The 19,280-nt window shown below is 71.7% G+C and carries 16 protein-coding genes; 6 read left to right on the top strand and 10 right to left on the bottom strand.

Features of this window, described 5'->3' with window-relative positions:
• Positions 1-19 precede the first annotated feature (19 nt).
• Positions 20-2,119 carry an NPCBM/NEW2 domain-containing protein gene (locus ACN28C_RS23315; RefSeq protein ID WP_422769655.1) on the top strand — a complete coding sequence of 700 codons (2,100 nt, stop codon included), beginning with the start codon at positions 20-22 and terminating at the stop codon, positions 2,117-2,119.
• 142 nt (positions 2,120-2,261) lie between these two features.
• Positions 2,262-4,067, top strand: a complete 1,806-nt coding sequence (locus ACN28C_RS23310; protein ID WP_422769654.1) for a glycoside hydrolase domain-containing protein — start codon at positions 2,262-2,264, stop codon at positions 4,065-4,067.
• Between the two features lie 63 nt (positions 4,068-4,130).
• Here ACN28C_RS23310 and ACN28C_RS23305 read toward each other — a convergent pair whose 3' ends face one another.
• Positions 4,131-5,276, bottom strand: coding sequence for an NAD-dependent epimerase/dehydratase family protein (locus ACN28C_RS23305; protein ID WP_422769653.1), 1,146 nt, complete (start codon positions 5,274-5,276; stop codon positions 4,131-4,133).
• Positions 5,277-5,673: 397 nt separating this feature from the next.
• On the opposite strand from ACN28C_RS23305, the gene ACN28C_RS23300 reads away from it, so the two are divergent.
• Complete coding sequence (locus ACN28C_RS23300; protein ID WP_422769652.1) at positions 5,674-7,419, top strand: cellulose-binding domain-containing protein; 1,746 nt, start codon at positions 5,674-5,676, stop codon at positions 7,417-7,419.
• 200 nt (positions 7,420-7,619) lie between these two features.
• On the top strand, positions 7,620-8,417 hold the full coding sequence (locus ACN28C_RS23295) for an SAM-dependent methyltransferase (protein WP_422769651.1): 798 nt from the start codon (positions 7,620-7,622) through the stop codon (positions 8,415-8,417).
• A 124-nt stretch (positions 8,418-8,541) separates the two neighbouring features.
• Here the strand turns inward: ACN28C_RS23295 and ACN28C_RS23290 are convergent, their stop codons facing one another.
• The 7 genes from ACN28C_RS23290 to ACN28C_RS23260 all read right to left on the bottom strand — a co-directional run bounded on the left by ACN28C_RS23290 (position 8,542) and on the right by ACN28C_RS23260 (position 13,491).
• On the bottom strand, positions 8,542-9,144 hold the full coding sequence (locus ACN28C_RS23290; protein ID WP_422769650.1) for a hypothetical protein: 603 nt from the start codon (positions 9,142-9,144) through the stop codon (positions 8,542-8,544).
• A gap of 142 nt (positions 9,145-9,286) precedes the next feature.
• Complete coding sequence (locus ACN28C_RS23285; protein ID WP_422769649.1) at positions 9,287-9,838, bottom strand: hypothetical protein; 552 nt, start codon at positions 9,836-9,838, stop codon at positions 9,287-9,289.
• 2 nt (positions 9,839-9,840) lie between these two features.
• Entirely contained in the window at positions 9,841-10,413 is a 573-nt protein-coding gene (locus tag ACN28C_RS23280; protein WP_422769648.1) for a hypothetical protein, read from the bottom strand.
• On the bottom strand, positions 10,410-10,904 hold the full coding sequence (locus ACN28C_RS23275) for an Asp23/Gls24 family envelope stress response protein (RefSeq protein ID WP_422769647.1): 495 nt from the start codon (positions 10,902-10,904) through the stop codon (positions 10,410-10,412). The genes ACN28C_RS23280 and ACN28C_RS23275 overlap by 4 nt, the downstream gene beginning before the upstream one ends.
• A gap of 101 nt (positions 10,905-11,005) precedes the next feature.
• A complete protein-coding gene (locus ACN28C_RS23270; RefSeq protein WP_422769646.1) occupies positions 11,006-11,194 on the bottom strand; it encodes a hypothetical protein in 189 nt (62 codons plus the stop codon).
• Between the two features lie 387 nt (positions 11,195-11,581).
• A complete protein-coding gene (locus tag ACN28C_RS23265; protein WP_422774781.1) occupies positions 11,582-13,030 on the bottom strand; it encodes an MFS transporter in 1,449 nt (482 codons plus the stop codon).
• A 224-nt stretch (positions 13,031-13,254) separates the two neighbouring features.
• Positions 13,255-13,491, bottom strand: coding sequence for a hypothetical protein (locus ACN28C_RS23260; protein ID WP_421492791.1), 237 nt, complete (start codon positions 13,489-13,491; stop codon positions 13,255-13,257).
• 146 nt (positions 13,492-13,637) lie between these two features.
• On the opposite strand from ACN28C_RS23260, the gene ACN28C_RS23255 reads away from it, so the two are divergent.
• Positions 13,638-14,750: a geranylgeranyl reductase family protein gene (locus ACN28C_RS23255; RefSeq protein ID WP_422769645.1), complete on the top strand. Its 1,113-nt coding sequence runs from the start codon at positions 13,638-13,640 to the stop codon at positions 14,748-14,750.
• Between the two features lie 466 nt (positions 14,751-15,216).
• Positions 15,217-15,885: a hypothetical protein gene (locus ACN28C_RS23250; protein WP_422774780.1), complete on the top strand. Its 669-nt coding sequence runs from the start codon at positions 15,217-15,219 to the stop codon at positions 15,883-15,885.
• Between the two features lie 80 nt (positions 15,886-15,965).
• Here ACN28C_RS23250 and ACN28C_RS23245 read toward each other — a convergent pair whose 3' ends face one another.
• Positions 15,966-18,260, bottom strand: coding sequence for a heavy metal translocating P-type ATPase (locus tag ACN28C_RS23245; RefSeq protein WP_422769644.1), 2,295 nt, complete (start codon positions 18,258-18,260; stop codon positions 15,966-15,968).
• A gap of 15 nt (positions 18,261-18,275) precedes the next feature.
• Entirely contained in the window at positions 18,276-19,238 is a 963-nt protein-coding gene (locus ACN28C_RS23240) for a hypothetical protein (RefSeq protein ID WP_422769643.1), read from the bottom strand.
• Between the last annotated feature and the right edge of the window lie 42 nt (positions 19,239-19,280).

Here is a 19,280-nt window from a genome sequence, read left to right as displayed (position 1 = left end):
GCACAGCGAAGGAAACGACGTGAGACGACACGCGTTCGTCGGCCTGTTCGCCCTCATCGCCGGCCTGTTGGCCGCACCGCCACCCGCCGCCGCTGCCGCCGGCGAACCGGTCAGCGCCGTTGGCGCCGGGCAGGCGTACGGTGCCGCCGCCGGGCAGCCGCTCGGCGCAACCCCCTACCAGGGCTGGAACACCTACTACGGGCTCGGCGGTGAGTTCTCCGAGGAGTCGGTGAAGCAGGTGGCCGACGCCCTGGTCGAGCGCGGCCTGGCCGAGGCCGGATACGACATCGTCTGGCTCGACGGCGGCTGGCAGGATCCGGAGCCGCGTACCGCCGCCGGTGACCTGCGGCCCGACCGGAGCCGGTTCCCCAACGGGTTGAAGCCGCTGGTGGACCACATCCACGGCAGGGGCCTGCGGGCCGGCATCTACACGGACGCCGGACCGTACATCCCGGGCAGGTGCGGGCTGGGCAGTCACGGCTACTACCAGCGGGATGCCGACCAGTTCGCCGCCTGGGAGTTCGACGCGGTCAAGGTGGACTTCCTCTGCGGCATCGCCGCCGACCTCGACCCGAAGACCGTCTACACGGAGTTCGCCCAGGCGCTGCGGAACAACGCGAGCGGGCGCCCGATGATCTTCAACCTCTGCAACCCGGTCACCTCGCCCGACTGGGGGAACTATCCGGAGGAGCAGCAGTCGACGTACTCCTGGAGCTACGCCCCGGCGATCGCGCAGTCCTGGCGGACCTACACCGACGTGGGCTTCGTCGGTGAGATCAAGTTCAAGGACGTGCTCCGCAACTACGACGCCAACGCCCGGCATCCGGAGGCCGCCGGGCCGGGGCACGTCAACGACCCGGACTATCTCGGCCCGGAGCTCGGGATGACCGACGAGGAGTTCCGCACCCAGATGACCCTATGGGCGGTCGCGGCCGCGCCGCTGGTGATCGCCAGCGACGTCCGCGAGCTCTCCCGGACCTCGGTCGACATCCTCACCGACCCCGAGGTCCTGGCGATCAACCAGGACCCGGCCGGGATCCAGGCCGTCCGGGTCGGTCCGGCCGGCACCACCGAGACCTGGGTGAAGCGGCTGGCCGACGGCGACCGGGCGGTCGTGCTGCTCAACCGGGGCGAGTCCGGTCGGATCCTGAGCACCAGGGCCTCGTCGTTCGGCCTCTCCGGCCGCAGACTCACCGTCGAGAACGCCTGGACCGACCGGGTCACCGAGAGCACCGGCACGATCAGCGCGGCGGTGCCCGCGCACGGGGCCGCGCTCTTCCGGGTCGGCCCGGCTCGTGGACTGCCCGGGGCGCCGCACGTGACCGCCGGGCTTCCGCAGCTGACCTCGGTCGGTGGCACTCCTGTCCCGGACGGGTTCGCGCCGGTGCTGGCCGGCGGTGACGAGGCCCGGGTCGAGGTGGCCGTCCGCAACGACGGGCTGCTGCCGGTGCTGGTGCCCCGGGCCGGACTGGCCGCTCCCGCCGGCTGGCAGGTCCGGGCGCTGGGCCGTTCGCCGCTGCTGATCGCCGGGGGCCGCTCGGCCACCCTCGCCTTCGCGGTGACACTGCCGGGCGGGGCCGCCCCGGGCGACGCGGCACTGACCGCCACCACCAGCTATGAACCGCCCGGACACGGGCGCCAGCGGCAGGTGACGGTCTCGACGGTGACGGTCGCTCCGGCGTCGCCCGAGGGCGAGGTGGTCCTCTCGCACCACGACTGGGTCAGCGCCACCAGCGGCTGGATGAGTCCGACCGCCGACCTCAGTGTCGGCGGCGGCTCGCCGATCAGCCTGCTCGGCCAGGTCTACCCCACGGGGATCGGTGTTGCCTCGCCGTCGGTGATCCGCTATTACGTCGGCGGTGGATGCACCCGCCTGACCGGGGTCGTCGGGCTGGACGACGCGGTCCGCAACGTCGGGCCCGAGGGGGCGACGGCGACCTTCCAGGTGATCGGTGACGGCCAGCTCCGGTACGACAGCGGAGTGCTGACCCGTGACGACACCGGCCGGATCGACGTCGACCTGACCGGCGTACGGGTGCTCGACCTGCTGGTCGGGGACGCGGGCGACGGTGGCTACAACGATCGCGCGGACTGGGCTGCCCTGACCGCCAGCTGCTGATTACGACTTCCGTCTGTCCGTCTGCTTCCACCGGTGGATGGTCCCTCGGTGGATGTCTGGAGGTGCTACCGGTGGATGTCGATATCTGGTAGGAATCTTCCAACTAGGACCGTCGACTGCAAATTTCCTCCGGGAGGATCGGATGAGAAGGATCGTGGCGGGCCTGACCGGCCTGGCGGCCGTGCTGGTCGGGACAGGCATGGCGGTCGTGCCGGCCGGTCCGGCCGGGGCCGCCACCGAGGCGACCGACGCCACCGTGCCGGCCCGGACGGAGGTCGCGGGCGACGTCGCGGGAGTTGACCGCACGGTCAGCTACCGGGGCTACCGGCTGCGGATTCCGGCGAACTGGCAGGTCGTCGAGCTGACCGCCCGGCCACACGCGTGCCTCCGGTTCGACCGGCCCACGATTTACCTCGGATACCCCGGCGACCAGGCCGAATGCCCGGCCAGGTTGGTCGGGCGCACCGCAGGCCTGCTGGTCGAGCCGTTCGACGCCGCCTCGGCGCCCCGGCACACGCCGCAGACCGCCAGCACGGCGCCCGGGGCGGCGAGGGTCTCCGTCCCGGTCTCGCGTGACGACGCCATCCAGGTCGCGGTCCGGGACGCGGGTGTACTCGTCACGGCGGTGCACACGCCGCTGACCGAGCCGCTCGTCCGGCGCATCCTCGACACCGCCACCCTCGGCCCGGACGCGTCGCCGTCGTCGTCGGCCCTGCCCAGAGCCGGGGCCGCGGTCGGGGAACCGCCGCCAGCCGCGGCCGAGCCCGCGCCGCGCGCACAGGGTCCGGCGGCGCCGCTGGCGGCGGCCGGCCCGCAGCCAGGCACCTACCTCGGCCGGGGATTCGACACCTGCACCGCACCGTCCCAGTCGGCGATGAACGCCTGGCGGGCCAGCTCGCCGTACCGGGCGGTCGGGATCTACATCAGCGGTGCCAACCGCTCGTGCGCCCAGCCCAACCTGACCGCCAACTGGGTCAGCAACCAGACGGCGAACGGCTGGCGGCTGATCCCCATCGAACTCGGCCGGCAGGCGCCCTGCTCCACCCGTTACACCCTGCTGATCTCCAGCAACCAGGCCACCGCGCGGGCCCAGGGCGCGACCGCCGCGACGAACGCGGTGGGTTCGGCCCAGGCCCTCGGCATCCCCGCCGGCAGCGCCATCTACAACGACATCGAGCACTACCCGTCGAACCCCACGTGCAGGGCGGCCGTGCTCTCGTTCCTCTCCGGCTGGACGGAGCGGCTGCACGCGCTCGGCTACCTCTCCGGCATGTACTCCAGCGGGTCGTCCGGGATCGCCGATGTCGCCAGTGCCTACCACGACCCCGCGTACACCCCGGTCGACCACCTCTGGTTCGCATGGTGGAACGGGGTGGCGGACACCGACGCCGGGCCGTACGCCCCGGCCGAGTACTGGGCCGACCACCAGCGGCTGCACCAGTACGCCGGTGACGTCTACGAGACCTGGGGCGGCGTGCAGATCCGGATCGACCGCAACTACCTCGACGTCGCCGCCGGCAGTGCCGAGCCGCCGCCGGCCTGGAGCAGCATTGTCGACAACGACACCGCCGGCCGATTCACCGCCAGCGCGAACTGGGGAACGTCGGCCTACTCGGACCAGCGGCACGGCGCCGACTACCGCTTCGCGGATCCGGTCCTGGCCAGCGACGTCGCCTGGTGGCGGGTGAACATTCCGCAGACCGCCAGCTACGAGGTCTCGGTCTGGTACGCGGCCAACCCGGACTACAACGACTCCACCCCGTTCGTCGTCGCCACCACCACCGGTAACCAGACCGTACGGGTGAACCAGCGCGCGAGCGGCGGTCGGTGGGTGTCACTGGGCGTCTTCACCCTGCCCGCCGGGGACGGCGACCGGGTCGGAGTGAGCCGGTGGACCAGCGGCACCGGCTACGTCATCGCCGACGCGGTGCGGCTCACCCGGGTCTGACCGGGATGCCGCCAACGCGGGTCGCTCGCCGACGCGGTGTTCAGGAGGTTGTCGACGCGGTGCTCAGGGGCGCTGGCCGACGCCGGTACCCGCCTCGGCGAGCCGGCCACCGCTGAGCCGGGGTGTCAGGGGGGCGGTCGGCATCCCGCCGGTCGTGCGCAGCCCTCGGAGGAAGTCCTCGATCGCCTCCCGGGCGCTGTGCCGGGGAGTCCAGCCCAGCTCGGTCCTGGCCCGGGTGGTGTCCATGATCGGGAGCCGGAGCACCGCGTCGAAGAGCTGCGGCGAGGCCGGGACCAGGTGGAGGTGCCAGGCTGCGGCCAGCGCGGCCCGTACCGGAGCGGCGGGTAGCCGTACGAGCCGGGCCCGCAGGATGTCGGCGAGCAGCCCGCCGTCGACGACCGGCCCGGCGGCCACGTTGAACGCGCCGCGCACGTCGCGGAGCACCGCCAGCCGGTACGCCTCGGCCGCGTCGGCGGAGTGCAGGGCCTGGAACCGCAGTCCCGGCAGGTCGGGCAGCACCGGCACGATCCCCGGCCGGACGAGGCGACCCGGCAGCAGCGGTCCGGTGAAGAGCCGCCGCTGCTGACTGGCCGATTCCTGCTTGAAAATGAAACCGGGGCGCAGCCGCACCACCCGGGTCGCCGGGTGCCGCCGCTCAAAGGCGTCGAGGGCCCGTTCCAGGTATGCCTTCTCCCGGGTGTACCCGGCGGTCGGCCAGCCGTCCGTCGGCCAGCTCTCGTCGACCGGGCGGTCCTTCGGCCCCGGCGAGTACGCCCCGACCGACGAGGCGTAGACCAGGGCCGGCACGTCGGCCCGGGCGGTGGCGGCGAAGACCCGCCGACCGCCCACGGCGTTGACCCGCCAGGTGGTCAGCGGTCGGTGCGTGGGCTGGAAGAGCCAGGCGAGGTGCACCACGACGTCGGCGCCGTCGAAGATCTCGACGAGGTCCGAGGCGACGATGTCCGCCTCGACCCACTCGGTCTTCGGAGGTCGCCAGCGGGGTGGCCGCCGCGCCACACCGACGATCGTGCCGACCGCCGGTTCACGGCCCAGCGACTCGACGAGACTCGTGCCGACGTTGCCGGTCGCGCCGACCACCACCACCCGGAGCCCTGAGCCCGTGCCACCACGTGGAGTCACCGGTCCGCCGGTCGCCTGCGCGTCTCCGCCGGTCGCCTGCGGGCTTCCGCCGGTCGGCTGCGCGTCCATGGCGGTCAACCTTCCCCGCGGTCGTCCTGGTAAACCCGTCCGCCGTGGCGAACGGAAGCGCCGTGGCGGACGGAGGCGGGCGACGGTCCGGAGTTCGGGGTGGTCCGGACGCCGGAACCGGTCCCCGAGATCGGCAAGTGCATCTGTGTCTGTCGATTTAATAGGGGCGAGAACAGGCGTTATGCGTTGACACGACTGACGCCGGACGTAACATAGATGTAAATCAATCGATGACGAACCGTCACCACCACCGGACGTTCCGTCCGGTCGCCCCGGCGTCCGGCGCGGCACGCGCTCGAAACCTAGCAGAGACAGTCACGGTCCCGCTGTCCAGCCTGGGTCGACGGTCGGGGGCAGGTTCGACGTCGGTTACCCACCATCGTTCGGAGGACCAGAAATGCACCTACATCGCCCCCGATCCCGGCTGTGGTCGGCCGTGACCGTGGCGGCCGTGGTAGCCGCCGGCGGGGCGGCCATCATCGCCGCCACACCCGCGGTGGCTGCTCCCGGTTGTGGCGTCACCTACACGGTCGGTTCCCAGTGGCAGGGTGGCTTCACCGCCACGGTCACCCTCACCAACGTCGGCGACCCGATCAGCTCCTGGACGATGACCTGGAGCTACGCCGGCGGCCAGCGGGTCACCCAGGCGTGGAACGCCACGGTTTCCCAGAGTGGTAGTGAGGTCAGCGCCCGCAACGCCAGCTACAACGGCAGCGTCGCCACCGGAGCCAGCGTGTCGTTCGGCTTCAACGGCTCCTGGAACGGCAGCAACCCGGCACCGACCAGCTTCACCGTGAACGGGACCACCTGCACCGGGCAGCCCGGCGGTCCCACCACGCCGCCCACCACCGGACCGACGACGCCGCCGACGACACCACCGACCGGATCGCCGACGACGCCGCCTCCGGGCAACCCCACCTGGGGTACGGCGCTGCCGCCGTCCGGCGCGCAGCTGAGCCGGGCGTACCAGCTGATCGCCACCGCCAACGAGAAGGGATACCTGCCGAGGTCGGGCGAGTGCTCCGTCGAGATCCACGCCCGTTACTGGACGTACGGCCCCGACGGGAAGGTCTACCCCACCTGGCACCCGACCCGGGACCCGAGCGGCTGCAACTTCGGCCACGAGCACGGTGACGACCCGCGCAACTCGGACCTGTACAGCACCGCCGGCTGGCCCGCCTTCGGCTACACCAGCGAGGTGATGCAGGACAGCATGCCCGAGAGCAGCCACCGGCACGAGGACCATGTCGGGCACAAGGTGTTGTCGGTCAACAACACGAACGTGATCCAGGGTGACAACGGCAGCAGCTTCTTCCCGCCGCAGGGCACCACCATCGCCGTCTGCGACACCCTGCTCAAGTTCCACCAGGGCACCCACTCACCTGACGCGTTCAGCAACAACGTCCACGAGCTGCTCTTCAACCAGCGCTGCACCGCGAGCAACGGTGGCCAGGTCACCGAGGCGCGGTACAACGCGATGATCCCGCTCGGCCGGGCCGGCGGCTTCAGCCCCAGCGAATGCCCGGGCTTCGGCGGCGCGTTCATCAACGTCAAGCCGGCGGTGCCGGCGGACTCGCCGTCGGACACCCGGTCGCTGGGCCGGCTGATCACCGAGCCGGGCTGCATTCAGGCGATCCGGGAGGGTCGTACGCACTACGACCCGCTCTACCCGAACCCGGTGCCGTTCACCGTCTCCGACATGGACGACTTCTGGTTCTCCGACTCGTCGGTGACGGGCAACGGGCTGAACTTCCGGCTCGCGCCCCTGTTCTACGTGGTCAACCCGTCGCGCTACTACGACCCGACCAAGCCGGACAACCTGGGCCGGATCATCGACCTGTGCTACACGAACCTGGCCGGTGGTGACTACTGCAACCAGGCCCGCCAGGCCGGGCAGAACATCCCCTGGGACGACACTCGCTCGCCGTTCAAGGGCACCCTGCGGGAGTTCCGGCCGGGCACCTTCCAGGTGCAGAACAGCGGCCCGACCACGGTCTACACCGACGTGTACGGTCGTAACGTCTCGAGCACGCCGTTCGCCGGCTCCATCAAGCAGTACTTCTCCGGTAACCAGTCGTCGACCATGTACGTCCGTGGCGCGACCAGGGACTGGAACGCCACCGGGGTGCACGCCCCGAACTGACGGCGCACCCTTCCCGGGCCCGTGGCGAAACCATCCGCCGCGGGCCCGGCCCGTGCCGATCCACGCCGGCAGCCCCGGGCGCGGGGGCAGGACCGGACCGCTGGGGTGAGAGATGTTCACAAACGAGGGCGTGGGTACGATGCTGCTCTCGTTGCCGCATCGGTTCTCGTACCCGACGGTCCCCACAGAGGAGCCTTACCATGGCCGACCTGGACCCCGAGCTCGCGTCGAAGCTCCAGTTCGACGTGCCGCACGCGGCGCGGATCTGGAACTACTGGATGGGCGGCAAGGACAACTTCCAGGCCGACCGCGCCGCCGGTGCGGCGGTGGCGGAGGTCTACCCGGAGATCGTCGTCATGGCTCGGCAGTCCCGGCGCTTCCTCATCCGCGCCGTGCGCTACCTGGCCGCCGAGGCGGGCGTCCGGCAGTTCCTCGACGTCGGCACCGGCCTGCCCACCATGCAGAACACCCACGCGGTCGCCCAGGAGATCGCGCCGGATTCCCGGATCGTCTACGTCGACAACGACCCGATGGTGCTGATGCACGCCCGGGCCCTGCTCGCCAGCACCTCGGCGGAGGGGCTGACGACCTACGTGCACGCCGACTACCACGAGCCGGAGAAGATCCTCGAGAGGGCTGGCGAGGCGCTGGACTTCTCGAAGCCGGTGGCGGTGATGTTCATGGGCGTGCTGGGCTATGAGCCCGACCTCGATGCCGTACGCTCCATCGTCGGCAGGATGATGGCGCCTGCGGCCTCCGGCAGCCACCTGGTGCTCTGGGACGGCACCGACACCAGCCCGGCGGTGGTCGACGGCGCCGACAAGCTGGTGGAGAGCGGTGGGCTTCCGTACATCCTGCGCAGCCCCGACCAGCTCGCCGACTGCTTCGCCGACCTGACGATGATCGAACCCGGACTGGTGCCGATCACGCGGTGGCGCCCCGACGATCCCGACGCCGAGCACATCGACGCCTACGGCGCGGTTGCCCGTAAGTCCTGACGACCGGTAGCTCCGGGTGCTCCGTACGTCGTCCACGGCCGTCTCGACCAGGCTGGCGCCGCCGGCCGATGCTCGTGCCGACAACCCGGACCCGGAGGTGGTCGGATCGGCCAGGGCCGAATGGTCAGTGCACCCGGGCCGGGCCGGCGGCGTCGATCCGCGCCGTCACCTCCAGCCGGTGCGGTGCCATTCCGGAGGTGGCCCGGAACCGCTCGACCGCCGCCGAGACGTGCTCCCGCACGACGGTCAGCGCGGCCCGGGAGCTGAGCTGTAACTCGATCCAGAGTTCCGGCTGGGGTGCGGTACCAGCCAGTCGGACCGAGGCCCGCCGGACCTGCGGATTCCGGGCGAGGTCCCGTTCGAGACCACGGGCCAGCCGGGTGCCACGGACGTGGGTGACGCCGGCCGGCGCTGGGCCCGTGTCGGCGGTCTGCCGGGTGATGGACCGCAGGTCGAGGTCGCCCAGCACCGGATATCGGCGGACCCGGATCACCCAACCGAGCATTCTCCACCCGAGCCAGGCGACGAGCAGCCCGAGCACGCCCAGAATCACCAAACCCCACGGGTCGATGGCGCGCCAGGTGCGCAGCAGGCCCGACCAGAGCAGGGGTGCGCTGTTGTCGATCCCGGCCAGGTGACCCAGGCTGGCGATCAGCCCCACCACGCCGATGGCGGTGAGCACGATGCCGATCACCGTCCAGAACACCCGGATAGCGCCGTTCGTCATGCCGGTCCTCCAAACCGCCCCGTCACCCGCGCCCCGATCACACGCCACGGCGTCACGTGCGACGGCGTCACGTGCGACAGCGTCACGTGCAAGCCGGCGCGTCGTCCCGGATGGAGCCATCCGGCCGTCGTATCCCAGCCCGTCACGTCTCCACCCGCGGTACACCGGCCCGCGACGACCTCGACGGACGCACGATCTGCACCCCCACGTGGTCGTCCGGCGAGGCGCCGAGGCGTTCCAGTTCGCGCCGGACCGCGGACTCCACCTCCGGTCCGACCGGTACCTCGCTGACCGCCCGGATCCGGGTCCGCCAGCCGTCGCCGTCGCGGCGGACCCGGGCGCTGGCGCCCTCGACACCGGTGACACCGTTCGCCGCCGTCGCCAGTTGCCGTTCGACGGAGCGGCGTTGCAGGTGCCAACCGTCGGCCAGCCGGGTGGGCAACCGCTGCGGCTTCCAGCGGGCCAACTGGGCGACGAGGACCAGCAGACCGAGCACGCCCACCGCGATGAAGCCGCTGCGCACCCAGGCATCGTTCAGCCGGGTGCTGGTCAGCGTCTGGTACCAGCCCGTGTGGTCGGCGACCAGCCCTTCGCGGTTCAACGCCACCGCGAAGACCTCGGCGATCAGCAGCAGGCCGCCGCCGAGCAGTGCGACGCCGAGCAGCAGGGTCGCGAAGCGGTTGACCAGGCGCATGCTCAGTCTCCGGCCGCCGTGTCGACCGGCGTCGGCAGGTCGATGTCCTCGACGATCACTTCCACCGACGCCTCCCGACCGAAGCTCTCCAGTACGCCCCGGACCGCCGCCTGGATCTGCTCGGCCACCGGGACGATCGGCACCGGCCCCACCTCGACGTGCACCTCGACCGGGTCACCGAGGCGGACTCCGACAATCTTTCCGCCCGGGAACTGGGTGGCTGCCTCGATGCCGCTGCCGGCGGTCAACCCGGCCACGCCGGGCACCAGGAGGACGGCGTCCCTGACCCTGGTGGCCACCGCGGCCGGATCGGCCTTCCGCACGGGGCCGACACCGGCCCCTCCGCCCTCCGGTCTTCCTACCGCGGCGGCCCGTCCGCCCTCCGGCTTCGCGCCCGCACCGGGCCGTCCGCCGTCCGGCTCCGTGTGTGCGGCCTCCGGCGTACCTTGCGACCCGGTCCCGTCGGCGTCCGGCCTCTCCGAGGCGGCCGTGCCGGTCCCCGTGCCGCTGCCCGGATCGGTGCTCTCGGTCCGGTCGATCCGGCCCGGCACGCTCTTCGTCGCCCGGCTGCTCATCGCGGCTGCTGCCTGGCGTCGTCGCCGTCCTGGTCACCCTGGACGTGGACGTCGTCGACGTTGATGTTCACCTCGACGACCTTGAGGCCGGTCATCGCCTGCACCCGGTCGATGACGTTGCGGCGTACCGCCTCGGAGACGTCGACGATGCTCTGGCCGTAATGGGTGACGATGTCGATGTCGACGGCTGCCTCGCGCTCGCCGACCTGGACCGAGACGCCCTGCCCGGCCATCTCGCCGCCGCCCGGGACGAGGCTGCGCAGCTGTCCCATCCGCCGGGCGAGTCCGGCACCCATCGAGTGCACGCCTGGAATCTCCCGGGTCGCGAACCCGGCGATCTTGGCGACCACCCCGTCCGCGATGCGGGTCTGCCCGGTCTCGGTGGTCAGCTGGGCCCGGACCGGCCCGCCGCCGTCCGGCCGGGTCATGCGGCCCGGCTGGTCCGTCTTCGCCCGGTTGTCGTTCCTGGTGGCGGTGGCGCTGTCAGCCATGTCCTGTCCCATCTCCTGCCGGAGGGTCTCTACCGGAGATCAGGGCCCCGGTCGCTCCGCTGGGTCTGTCGGGGTGTCGGCCTCGTTCGTGTCGGCCTCGTTCAGCGCCGGCGCGATGCGGCGGCCCGGTCGGCCAGGCCGGCGACGTTGAGGTCGCCGTCGAGCACCCGTACGGCGAGCCACCCGACCAGTCCGGCGAGGACCGCACCCGCCGCCGCCCCGAAGCCGACGATGGCCCAGACCGCCGCGATGAGGAAGCCGATGACGAAACCGAACTGTTGTCGGGACATTGGTTCCTCCCCATCCTGCTGCGGTAGGTCGGAGGTGGCTTACACCGTGGCGACGAAGTCGAACCCCGGTGAGCCGAGGAGATATGTGATCTGCGTCACTCAAAGGCTACCCGTCGAGGAGCGCGTCTACCACCCCGGCGACTCGGTGCACCGGCCGGAGGTGCCGGTCGAGACGCTGCTGGTGCCGGTGCACGGGTCGTGGCTGAAGACCGACGAGGCGATCGACTTCGTGCGCGCGGTGGCGCCCGAGCGGGCGTACGGCATTCACGACGCGCAACTCAACGACCGCGGGGGTTGCAGAGCGCGCACGGCTGGCTCAGCGAAGAGACCGGCGGCCGCTATCGCTGGCTCACTCCCGGCGAGGCGGCCTGAACGCCACCGCGACCGTCACCCGGCGCCGCCGGCCCGGGCTGGACTGCCCGGCCGCTCGGTCCAGCTGTCCACTATCGCCGCGACCAGCGCGATCACCACGAACCCCGTGGTGGCCAGCAGTGCGTCCCGGAAGGCCCGCGACCAGCCGTTGCCGGTGGCGGCCAAGGTGCTGAAGAAGATCATTCCGACCCCGGCGATCCCGGTGGCGGCACCGATCCGCTGGGCGGTCTGCAACATTCCGGCCGCGCTGCCCGCCTGGGCGACCGGCACCTCGGAAAGCGTGAGATTCTGGTTGGGGGTGATCACCAATCCGCTGCCGAGCCCGGCGACCAGCAGCGGCAGGGCGGTGACCAGCGGCGCGCCCCGTCCTGGCACGAAGTGCAGTGCCACGATCACGCCGACGAGCCCGATCGCTACGGTGGCCAGACCGATCGCGACCAGCGGCCGGCCGAACCGGTTGATGATCCGACCGCCGAGCGCCGCCGTCACGGCGGAGCCGGCTGCGAAGGGCGTGACCGCCAGCCCGGCCTGCAGGGCCGTGTAGCGCAGGCCGGTCTGCAGGTAGAGGGTGAAGAGGAAGAAGATCGCCACGAAACCGCCGAAGTAGAGCAGCCCGATCAGGGTGCCGAGGAGGTAGGAGCGGAGCCGGAACAGGGCCAGGTCGAACAGGGGCACCCGGTGGCGCCGGTAGCGCAGCTCCCAGCCGACGAAGCCGAGCAGTACCAGAAGTCCGGCCGGGATCAGCAGCCACTTGAGTGGCCCCTGCCACTGCCTCTGTTGCACCAGTGGCAGCAGCAGGAATACGACGCCGACCCCGAGCAGCAGGACGCCGACCGGATCGAGGTTGCGCCCGTCTACGGCCCGTCGCCCGGGACCGGCCGGCAGCAGTCGCCAGGCGAGGACGATCGTCGCGATGCCGACCGGGACGTTGACGAAGAAGACCAGTCGCCAGCCGAGCTGCTGACCACCGAGTTCGATCAACCCGCCGCCGAGGAGTGGGCCGACGCCGGTGGAGACGCCGATGGTGGCGCCGAGCAGGCCGAACGGCCGTCCGCGCTCGGCGCCGTGGTAGAGCTGCTGGATCAGCCCGATCACCTGCGGATTGACCAGTCCGGCGGCGGCACCCTGCAACAGCCGGGCGATGATCAGCCAGGTCGGTGACCCGGCGACCCCGGCCGCCGCACTGGTCAGCGTGAAGAGTCCGAGGCCGACGACGAAGACGGTACGCCGGCCGCGGGCGTCGCCGAAGCGGCCGGCCGGCACCAGCAGCAGGCCGAAGGTCAGCGCGTAGCCGGAGACGATCCACTGCAGATCGCTCGGGTCGGCACCGACAGCCCGGTCGATCGAGGGGAGCGCGACGTTCACGATGCTGACGTCGAGCAGCGTCATGAAGGCGGCGACCAGTCCGATCGCCAGTGCCTGGCTGCGCCGCCGGGCGGCGGTGCGCGGGTCGAGACCGGCCAGTGGGTCCGGCTCGGCCGCACCTGGGCCGTTGCCCGAGCGTGGCTCGCCGCCCCGCCCACCCGAGGTGCCTTCTGCCGCGCTCAATCGGGCCTCGCTGACTGTGCCGCGTCCGAATCGCGGGCCGCGAATGGTGATCGACGGGATCAGAATACCCCAAACCATCCCACGCCCCGGTCAGCGACGTGTCACCCCTTCGGCCGGCAGCCCGCCGTTGGCGGTGATGCTCAGGCGAGCTGTTGCGAACACCAACGCGGACCGAAGTCCAGGCCCTCCAGCGGGGAGTCCTCGCGGTGCAGGAGGTTCTTCTCGCCGAGCACGTGCAGCGGCGTCACCAACTGCTCCGGCGGCAGCCCGACCTCCTCGGCGATGGCCTCCGGAAAGGGCACCTGTCCCCGTGCCTCGAGCGTGGTGACCGCCTGATACACCCGCTGTTCGATGTCGGTGAGATGTAGCTGTTGCATGGTGACCTCCTCGCCCGCGCACCCGCGCCGGGCAGTTCGCGAGGCCGCGATTACCCGCCGGAGAAGCGTTGATGCGCAGCCGATGACATCTCGTGCCGACGAGTCCCGTCCGGGAACCGACCGGTGCGTCGCCTAGGCTGCTAGCCGTGATCTGGGACGTGGCCGTGATCGGGGGCGGGCCCGCCGGACTCTCCGCAGCGTTCGCCGCCGCGCGGGCCGGCGCGCGCACCGTCGTACTCGAAAAGTCCGCACATCCGAGGTACAAGACCTGCGGTGGCGGCCTGATCGGCACGTCGTTGGCGGTCGCCGCCGCACGGATCGACGTGCCCGCCGACGACCGGGTCGAACGGGTCACCTTCACCCACGACGGGCGGCGGAGGTTCACCCGCCGCTACCGGCCGGGGCAGCTGGTCACGATGGTGCGGCGGGAGGAGTTCGACGACCGCCTGCGGGGCGCCGCGGTCGCCGCGGGCGCCGAGATCCGACAACGGGTCGCGGTCCGCGGGCTCGAACAGGACCCCGACGGCGTACGCGTCAGGCTCGCCGACGGATCGGAACTGCGCGCCCGGTCGGCGGTCGGCGCCGACGGCTCGGCCGGGGTGACGGCACGTCGGGTGGGGGTGCGGTACGCGCAGGTCGACCTGGGGCTGGAGTTGGAGATCCCGATCCCGCTCCCGCTCCAGGATCGCTGGCGGGGCCGGCTGCTGCTGGACTGGGGCCCGCTGCCCGGGTCGTACGCCTGGGTCTTCCCGAAGGGCGACCGGCTCACGGTCGGGGTGATCGCCGGTCGGGGCGAGGGGGCGCGGACCCGGCGTTACCTGCGGCAGTTCGTCGAGCGGCTGGGCCTGGCCGGCCTGGAGCCGGCGCACGACTCCGGACACCTGACCCGATGCCGCAGCGCCGACTCTCCGCTGCGCCACGGCCGGGTGCTGGTCGCCGGCGACGCGGCCGGCCTGCTGGAGCCCTGGACCAGGGAGGGGATCAGCTTCGCGCTGCGCTCGGGCACGTTCGCCGGCACGGCCGCGGCCGACGGTGACCTTGACGGCTACGTCCGCGCCGTGCACGAGCACCTCGTCCCGCCGATGCGGGCCGGCTTCCGCATCCTCGCCGCCTTCACCCGGCATCCCGGCGTCTTCCACGCCGCCGTGGCCACACCACCCGGCTGGCGCGCCTTCACCGCCTTCTGTCGGGGCGAGACCAGCTTCGATCGCACGCTCGAGCGTCCATCCGTGCGCGCGGCGCTGGCCCTGCTCGGCTGAGCACGAGGGACATCACCCGGCGTTCCGTCCCGCACCGGCCAGCTGCCTGACCACCGTCCGGCCCGCGAACCCCGGCGGGCGATGTGCGGAATGCGCCGATCAGGCCCGGAGCGACGGATGCCGGATGCCGGACCATGTCGATCATGGCTCGGCATCGGCCGGTGGGGAATGCTGGGTGGGGTCCGGTCGTTACATCATGCGTACGGCCGAGTAGGACCGCGGTCTGGCAGGGGCTTGCGGGTGGGTGGCCGGGAATGATCCCGGCCCACCGGTCGTTACATGTGGTGTTCGCCCGAGTACGAGCCGTCCCCCTGGTGGTATGTCGTGCTCGGGTGTTCCTGATGTCGTCTCTGGAGACCTGCTGGTGTGCTGGTTTCGGGACGTGACGTTTTCCATTGACATTCCGGCCGTCCCCTACGGCTGTGGGTGTTCATCCCCGAATGGAAGGTGGACCGTCATGAACACGATGTTGTTCGGTCGGTGGCTTCCGGCCGTCACGCAGACCTCGTTCGTGCGTAAGTCGGTGTTGGGTGTGGCTGGTCTGGCGTTCGTCGGTGGTGCGGTCGCCGGTCCGTCGGTGGCGGCGCACGCCGTCCCGGAGCATGCCGGTACCCCGGTGGCTGCCTCGGTCACCGTCGACAAGGGCGACAAGGGCGACCACAAGGGTGACCGTAAGGGTGGTGAGCCGTCGCGGGACAGGCTGGTGCCGCATGGTGTGCAGGGTGGGCAGTCGCGGATCGACATCTCCGACGAGCAGGCCGACAATGTGAAGGCGATCGTGAAGGCGACGAAGAAGGCGGGTCTGGACGAGCGGGCCGCGGTGATCGCGGTCGGTACCAGCCTGCAGGAGTCGAAGTTGGAGAACCTGGGTCATCTGGGTGCGCGTAACGACCATGACTCGCAGGGGTTGTTCCAGCAGCGGCCGTCGTCGGGTTGGGGCACGGTGGAGCAGATCACCGACCCCGAGTACGCCACGACCGCGTTCCTGAAGGGGCTGCGGCAGGTGGACGGCTGGCAGGAGCTGCCGCTGACCGTGGCCGCGCAGAAGGTACAGGTGTCGGCCTACCCGGACGCGTACGCCAAGTGGGAGGACCAGGCCGCCGACCTCGTCGCCGACGCCTGGACCACCAGCTGACACCCCAGCACAACAGAACAGACCAACCCACTGGCCGGGTCCCCACACCAGGGGACCCGGCCAGCGGCGTATCCGGACGGCTACCTCCTCGCCACTGCGTCGACCGGACCGGTCCGATGTGGCGTGAAGCGGCGCAGCCGCAGCGAGTTGCCGACGACGAAGACCGAGGAGAAGGCCATCGCGGCACCGGCGATCATCGGGTTGAGCATGCCGAGTGCGGCCAACGGCAGGGCGGCGACGTTGTAGGCGAACGCCCAGAACAGGTTGCCGCGGATCACCCGCAGCGTGGCCCTGGAGAGGCGGATCGCGTCGACGGCGGCGGTCAGGTCTCCGCGTACCAGGGTCAGGTCGGCGGCTTCGATGGCGACATCCGTACCGGTTCCCATGGCCAGCCCGAGATCGGCCTGGGCGAGCGCGGCGGCGTCGTTGACGCCGTCGCCGACCATCGCGACGACCCGGCCCTCGGCCTGGAGCCGACGGACCACGTCGAGCTTCTCCGCCGGCAGCACCTCGGCGATCACCTCGTCTATCCCGATCTCGGTCGCTACCGTCCGGGCGGCGGCGTGGTTGTCGCCGGTGAGCAGGATCGGGGTGAGGCCGAGCCGGCGCAGGCCGGTGATCGCCGCGCGGCTGGTCGGCTTGATCGTGTCGGCCACCACCAGCACTCCACGGACCTGTCCGTCCCAGCCGGCCTGCACCACCGTCCGGCCGGCCGCCTCGGCGGCGCTGACCGCGGGCCCGAGTTCGGCGGGCAGCTCGAGACCCCGTTCGGTCATCAGTCGCGCCCGGCCGACGGTGACGTTCCGACCCTCGACGGTCCCGGTCACGCCGAGCCCTTCCACGTTGGCGAAGGCGTCGGCTCCGGGAAGCGGTCCGGGCCGATCCGCCGCGGCGGCGGCGGCGACCGCACGGGCGATCGGATGCTCGGAGGCGTTCTCCAGGGCGCCGGCCAGCCGGAGCAGTTCCGCGTCGTCCTGCCCCTCGGCCGGCACGATCTCGACCAGGCTCATCCGCCCGGTGGTGACGGTGCCGGTCTTGTCCAGCACGACCGTCTCCACCCGCCGGGTGGACTCCAGCACCTCTGGCCCCTTGATCAGGACGCCGAGCTGCGCACCCCGGCCCGTGCCCACGAGCAGCGCCGTGGGAGTGGCGAGCCCGAGGGCGCAGGGGCAGGCGATGATGAGCACCGCGACGGCGGCGGTGAACGCCGCCGTCACGCCGTCCCCTGTGCCGAGCCAGAAACCGAGGGTGCCGACCGCGAGGGCGATCACGATCGGGACGAAGACGCCGGAGATCCGGTCCGCCAGGCGTTGCACCTGCGCCTTGCCGGTCTGGGCTTGTTCGACAAGGGTCGCCATCTGCGCGAGTTGGGTTTCGCCGCCGACCCGGGTGGCGCGGACGACGAGCCGGCCCCCGGCGTTGACCGTCGCACCCACCACCTCGTCGCCGGGGCCGACCTCCACCGGCACGGACTCGCCGGTGAGCATGCTGGCGTCGACGGCGGACGAGCCCTCCTCGACGAGCCCGTCCGTGGCGATCTTCTCGCCGGGGCGGACCACGAAACGGTCCCCGACGGCGAGTCGGTCGGCCGGGACCCGCGTCTCGACGTCGCCGCGCAGCAGCGTCACCTCCCTGGCCCCGAGTTCGAGCAGGGCCCGCAGGGCGGCACCGGCCCGGCGCTTGGCGCGGAGCTCGAAGTAGCGACCGGCGAGGATGAAGAGGGTGACCCCGGCCGCCGTCTCCAGGTAGATGTTGCCGGCCCCGTCGCCCCGGCCGATGTCGAGGCTGAACGGGTGGGTCATGCCCGGCATCCCGGCGGTGCCGAGGAAGAGCGCCCACACCGACCAGCCGAACGCGGCGAGCGTGCCGAGCGAGACCAGCGTGTCCATGGTGGCTGCGCCGTGCCGCAGGTTGATCCAGGCGGCCCGGTGGAACGGCAGTCCGCCGTACGCGACGACCGGCGCGGCGAGGGTGAGCGAGAGCCACTGCCAGTAGTCGAACTGCCAGGCCGGCACCATTGCCAGGACGATCACCGGCACGGTCAGCACCAGCGACACCAGCAGCCGGGTCCGGAGCCTATCCAACTCGTCGTCGGGTGCCGCGGCCCTCGCCTCCGGCGCGTCGGCCGGGCGGGGCGGCGGCAGTGCCGCCGTGTACCCGGTCTGCTCGACCGTGGCGATGAGGTCGGCCGGGGTACGGGTGTTGTCGTAGCTGACAGTGGCCTTCTCGGTGGCGTAGTTGACCGTCGCCGTCACCCCGTCGAGCCGGTTGAGCTTCTTCTCGATCCTGCTGGCGCAGGAGGCGCAGGTCATTCCGCCGATTGTCAGTTCGATCAGGTGGGGCGCCATCGGTGGGCGCCCGGCGGCCGTTGCCATCCCCGCCTCCCCTCGCTAGTCGTGTCCGTGGTCGGGCTCGCCGTGTCCCGGTGCGTCGCCCGACACCGGACCGCCCGGTGCGCCGGCAACCACTGTGAACTCGGCCGTGCGGACCGTGCCCCCGTGCTGGAAGTCCAGATACAGCCGGTAGGTGCCGGCCGAGGGCACATCGGCGACGAAGGTGATCGCGGGGCCGGCCGGGGTGTCGCCGTCACCCGGCCCGCCGTCGGGATGCACGTGCAGGTACGCCAGGTCACCTTCCCGGAGCGCGACCAGGTGGCCGTACGCACCGAGGTAGGGCTGCAGGTCGGTGACCGGTTGTCCGTCGCGGCTGACGGTCAGGGTCAGCTCACTGCTACCGCCCGGGGTGAGGGCACCGTCGAGACGTACCTCGTATCCGTCGATCTCGGCGGTCGGAGCCGGCGCCGGCAGCGGCCGGGGTCGGAAGTCGCCGGGCACGGCAACGTCGAGCCCGAGGGTGAGCGGATCGCCGCCGCCGGGGGTGAAGTCCGCGAACGCCCGCCAACTGCCGGGCCCGCTCAACGGCGAGGCGACCCGCCAGGTGCCGTCGGCGGCCATCTCCGGGTGTACGTGGCGGAAGCCGGAGAGGTCCCGCCGGGCGACGATCAGGTGCATCCGCCTGTCGTGCGCCACCTCGTAGTCGGTCACCGGCTGGCCGTCCGGCCCGACGATCCGGAAGGCGAACTCTCCGGCGGCACCCGGTACGGCGGCCAGGGTGTAGCCCCGCTCGGAGACGAGCAGCCCGCCCGGGAGTCGGGGTGTGCCGCTCGCACGGGTGTCACCTCCGGTCGAGTGGTCGGAGTCGGTCGAGTGGTCGGAGTCGGTCGGGTGGGGGGCGGAGTCGGTGGGGGAGTCGGCACTGCGTACGGGGCCGGCGAGCTGGCCGGCTCCGTACGCAGTGCCGAGCACTGTCGCGAGCCCGAGCGCGAAGGCGCCCAACTTCGTCGCGGTGTTCATCGTGCTGCCTGGTTTCTCCTGAATCGAGCGCCTGCCCTGCGG

This window comes from Plantactinospora sp. WMMC1484, assembly GCF_049315195.1.
GTDB lineage: Bacteria > Actinomycetota > Actinomycetes > Mycobacteriales > Micromonosporaceae > Plantactinospora.
This window is presented reverse-complemented; position numbering and strand designations above follow the sequence as displayed.

Excerpts from the sequence above, each read along its gene's own strand:
- ACN28C_RS23310 (WP_422769654.1), top strand. The coding sequence starts at position 2,262 with ATGAGAAGGATCGTGGCGGGCCTGACCGGCCTGGCGGCCGTGCTGGTC.
- ACN28C_RS23305 (WP_422769653.1), bottom strand. The coding sequence starts at position 5,276 with ATGGACGCGCAGCCGACCGGCGGAAGCCCGCAGGCGACCGGCGGAGAC.
- ACN28C_RS23285 (WP_422769649.1), bottom strand. The coding sequence starts at position 9,838 with ATGCGCCTGGTCAACCGCTTCGCGACCCTGCTGCTCGGCGTCGCACTG.
- ACN28C_RS23290 (WP_422769650.1), bottom strand. The coding sequence starts at position 9,144 with ATGACGAACGGCGCTATCCGGGTGTTCTGGACGGTGATCGGCATCGTG.
- ACN28C_RS23245 (WP_422769644.1), bottom strand. The coding sequence starts at position 18,260 with ATGGCAACGGCCGCCGGGCGCCCACCGATGGCGCCCCACCTGATCGAA.
- ACN28C_RS23260 (WP_421492791.1), bottom strand. The coding sequence starts at position 13,491 with ATGCAACAGCTACATCTCACCGACATCGAACAGCGGGTGTATCAGGCG.
- ACN28C_RS23300 (WP_422769652.1), top strand. The coding sequence starts at position 5,674 with ATGCACCTACATCGCCCCCGATCCCGGCTGTGGTCGGCCGTGACCGTG.
- ACN28C_RS23250 (WP_422774780.1), top strand. The coding sequence starts at position 15,217 with ATGTTGTTCGGTCGGTGGCTTCCGGCCGTCACGCAGACCTCGTTCGTG.
- ACN28C_RS23280 (WP_422769648.1), bottom strand. The coding sequence starts at position 10,413 with ATGAGCAGCCGGGCGACGAAGAGCGTGCCGGGCCGGATCGACCGGACC.
- ACN28C_RS23275 (WP_422769647.1), bottom strand. The coding sequence starts at position 10,904 with ATGGCTGACAGCGCCACCGCCACCAGGAACGACAACCGGGCGAAGACG.
- ACN28C_RS23295 (WP_422769651.1), top strand. The coding sequence starts at position 7,620 with ATGGCCGACCTGGACCCCGAGCTCGCGTCGAAGCTCCAGTTCGACGTG.
- ACN28C_RS23270 (WP_422769646.1), bottom strand. The coding sequence starts at position 11,194 with ATGTCCCGACAACAGTTCGGTTTCGTCATCGGCTTCCTCATCGCGGCG.
- ACN28C_RS23240 (WP_422769643.1), bottom strand. The coding sequence starts at position 19,238 with ATGAACACCGCGACGAAGTTGGGCGCCTTCGCGCTCGGGCTCGCGACA.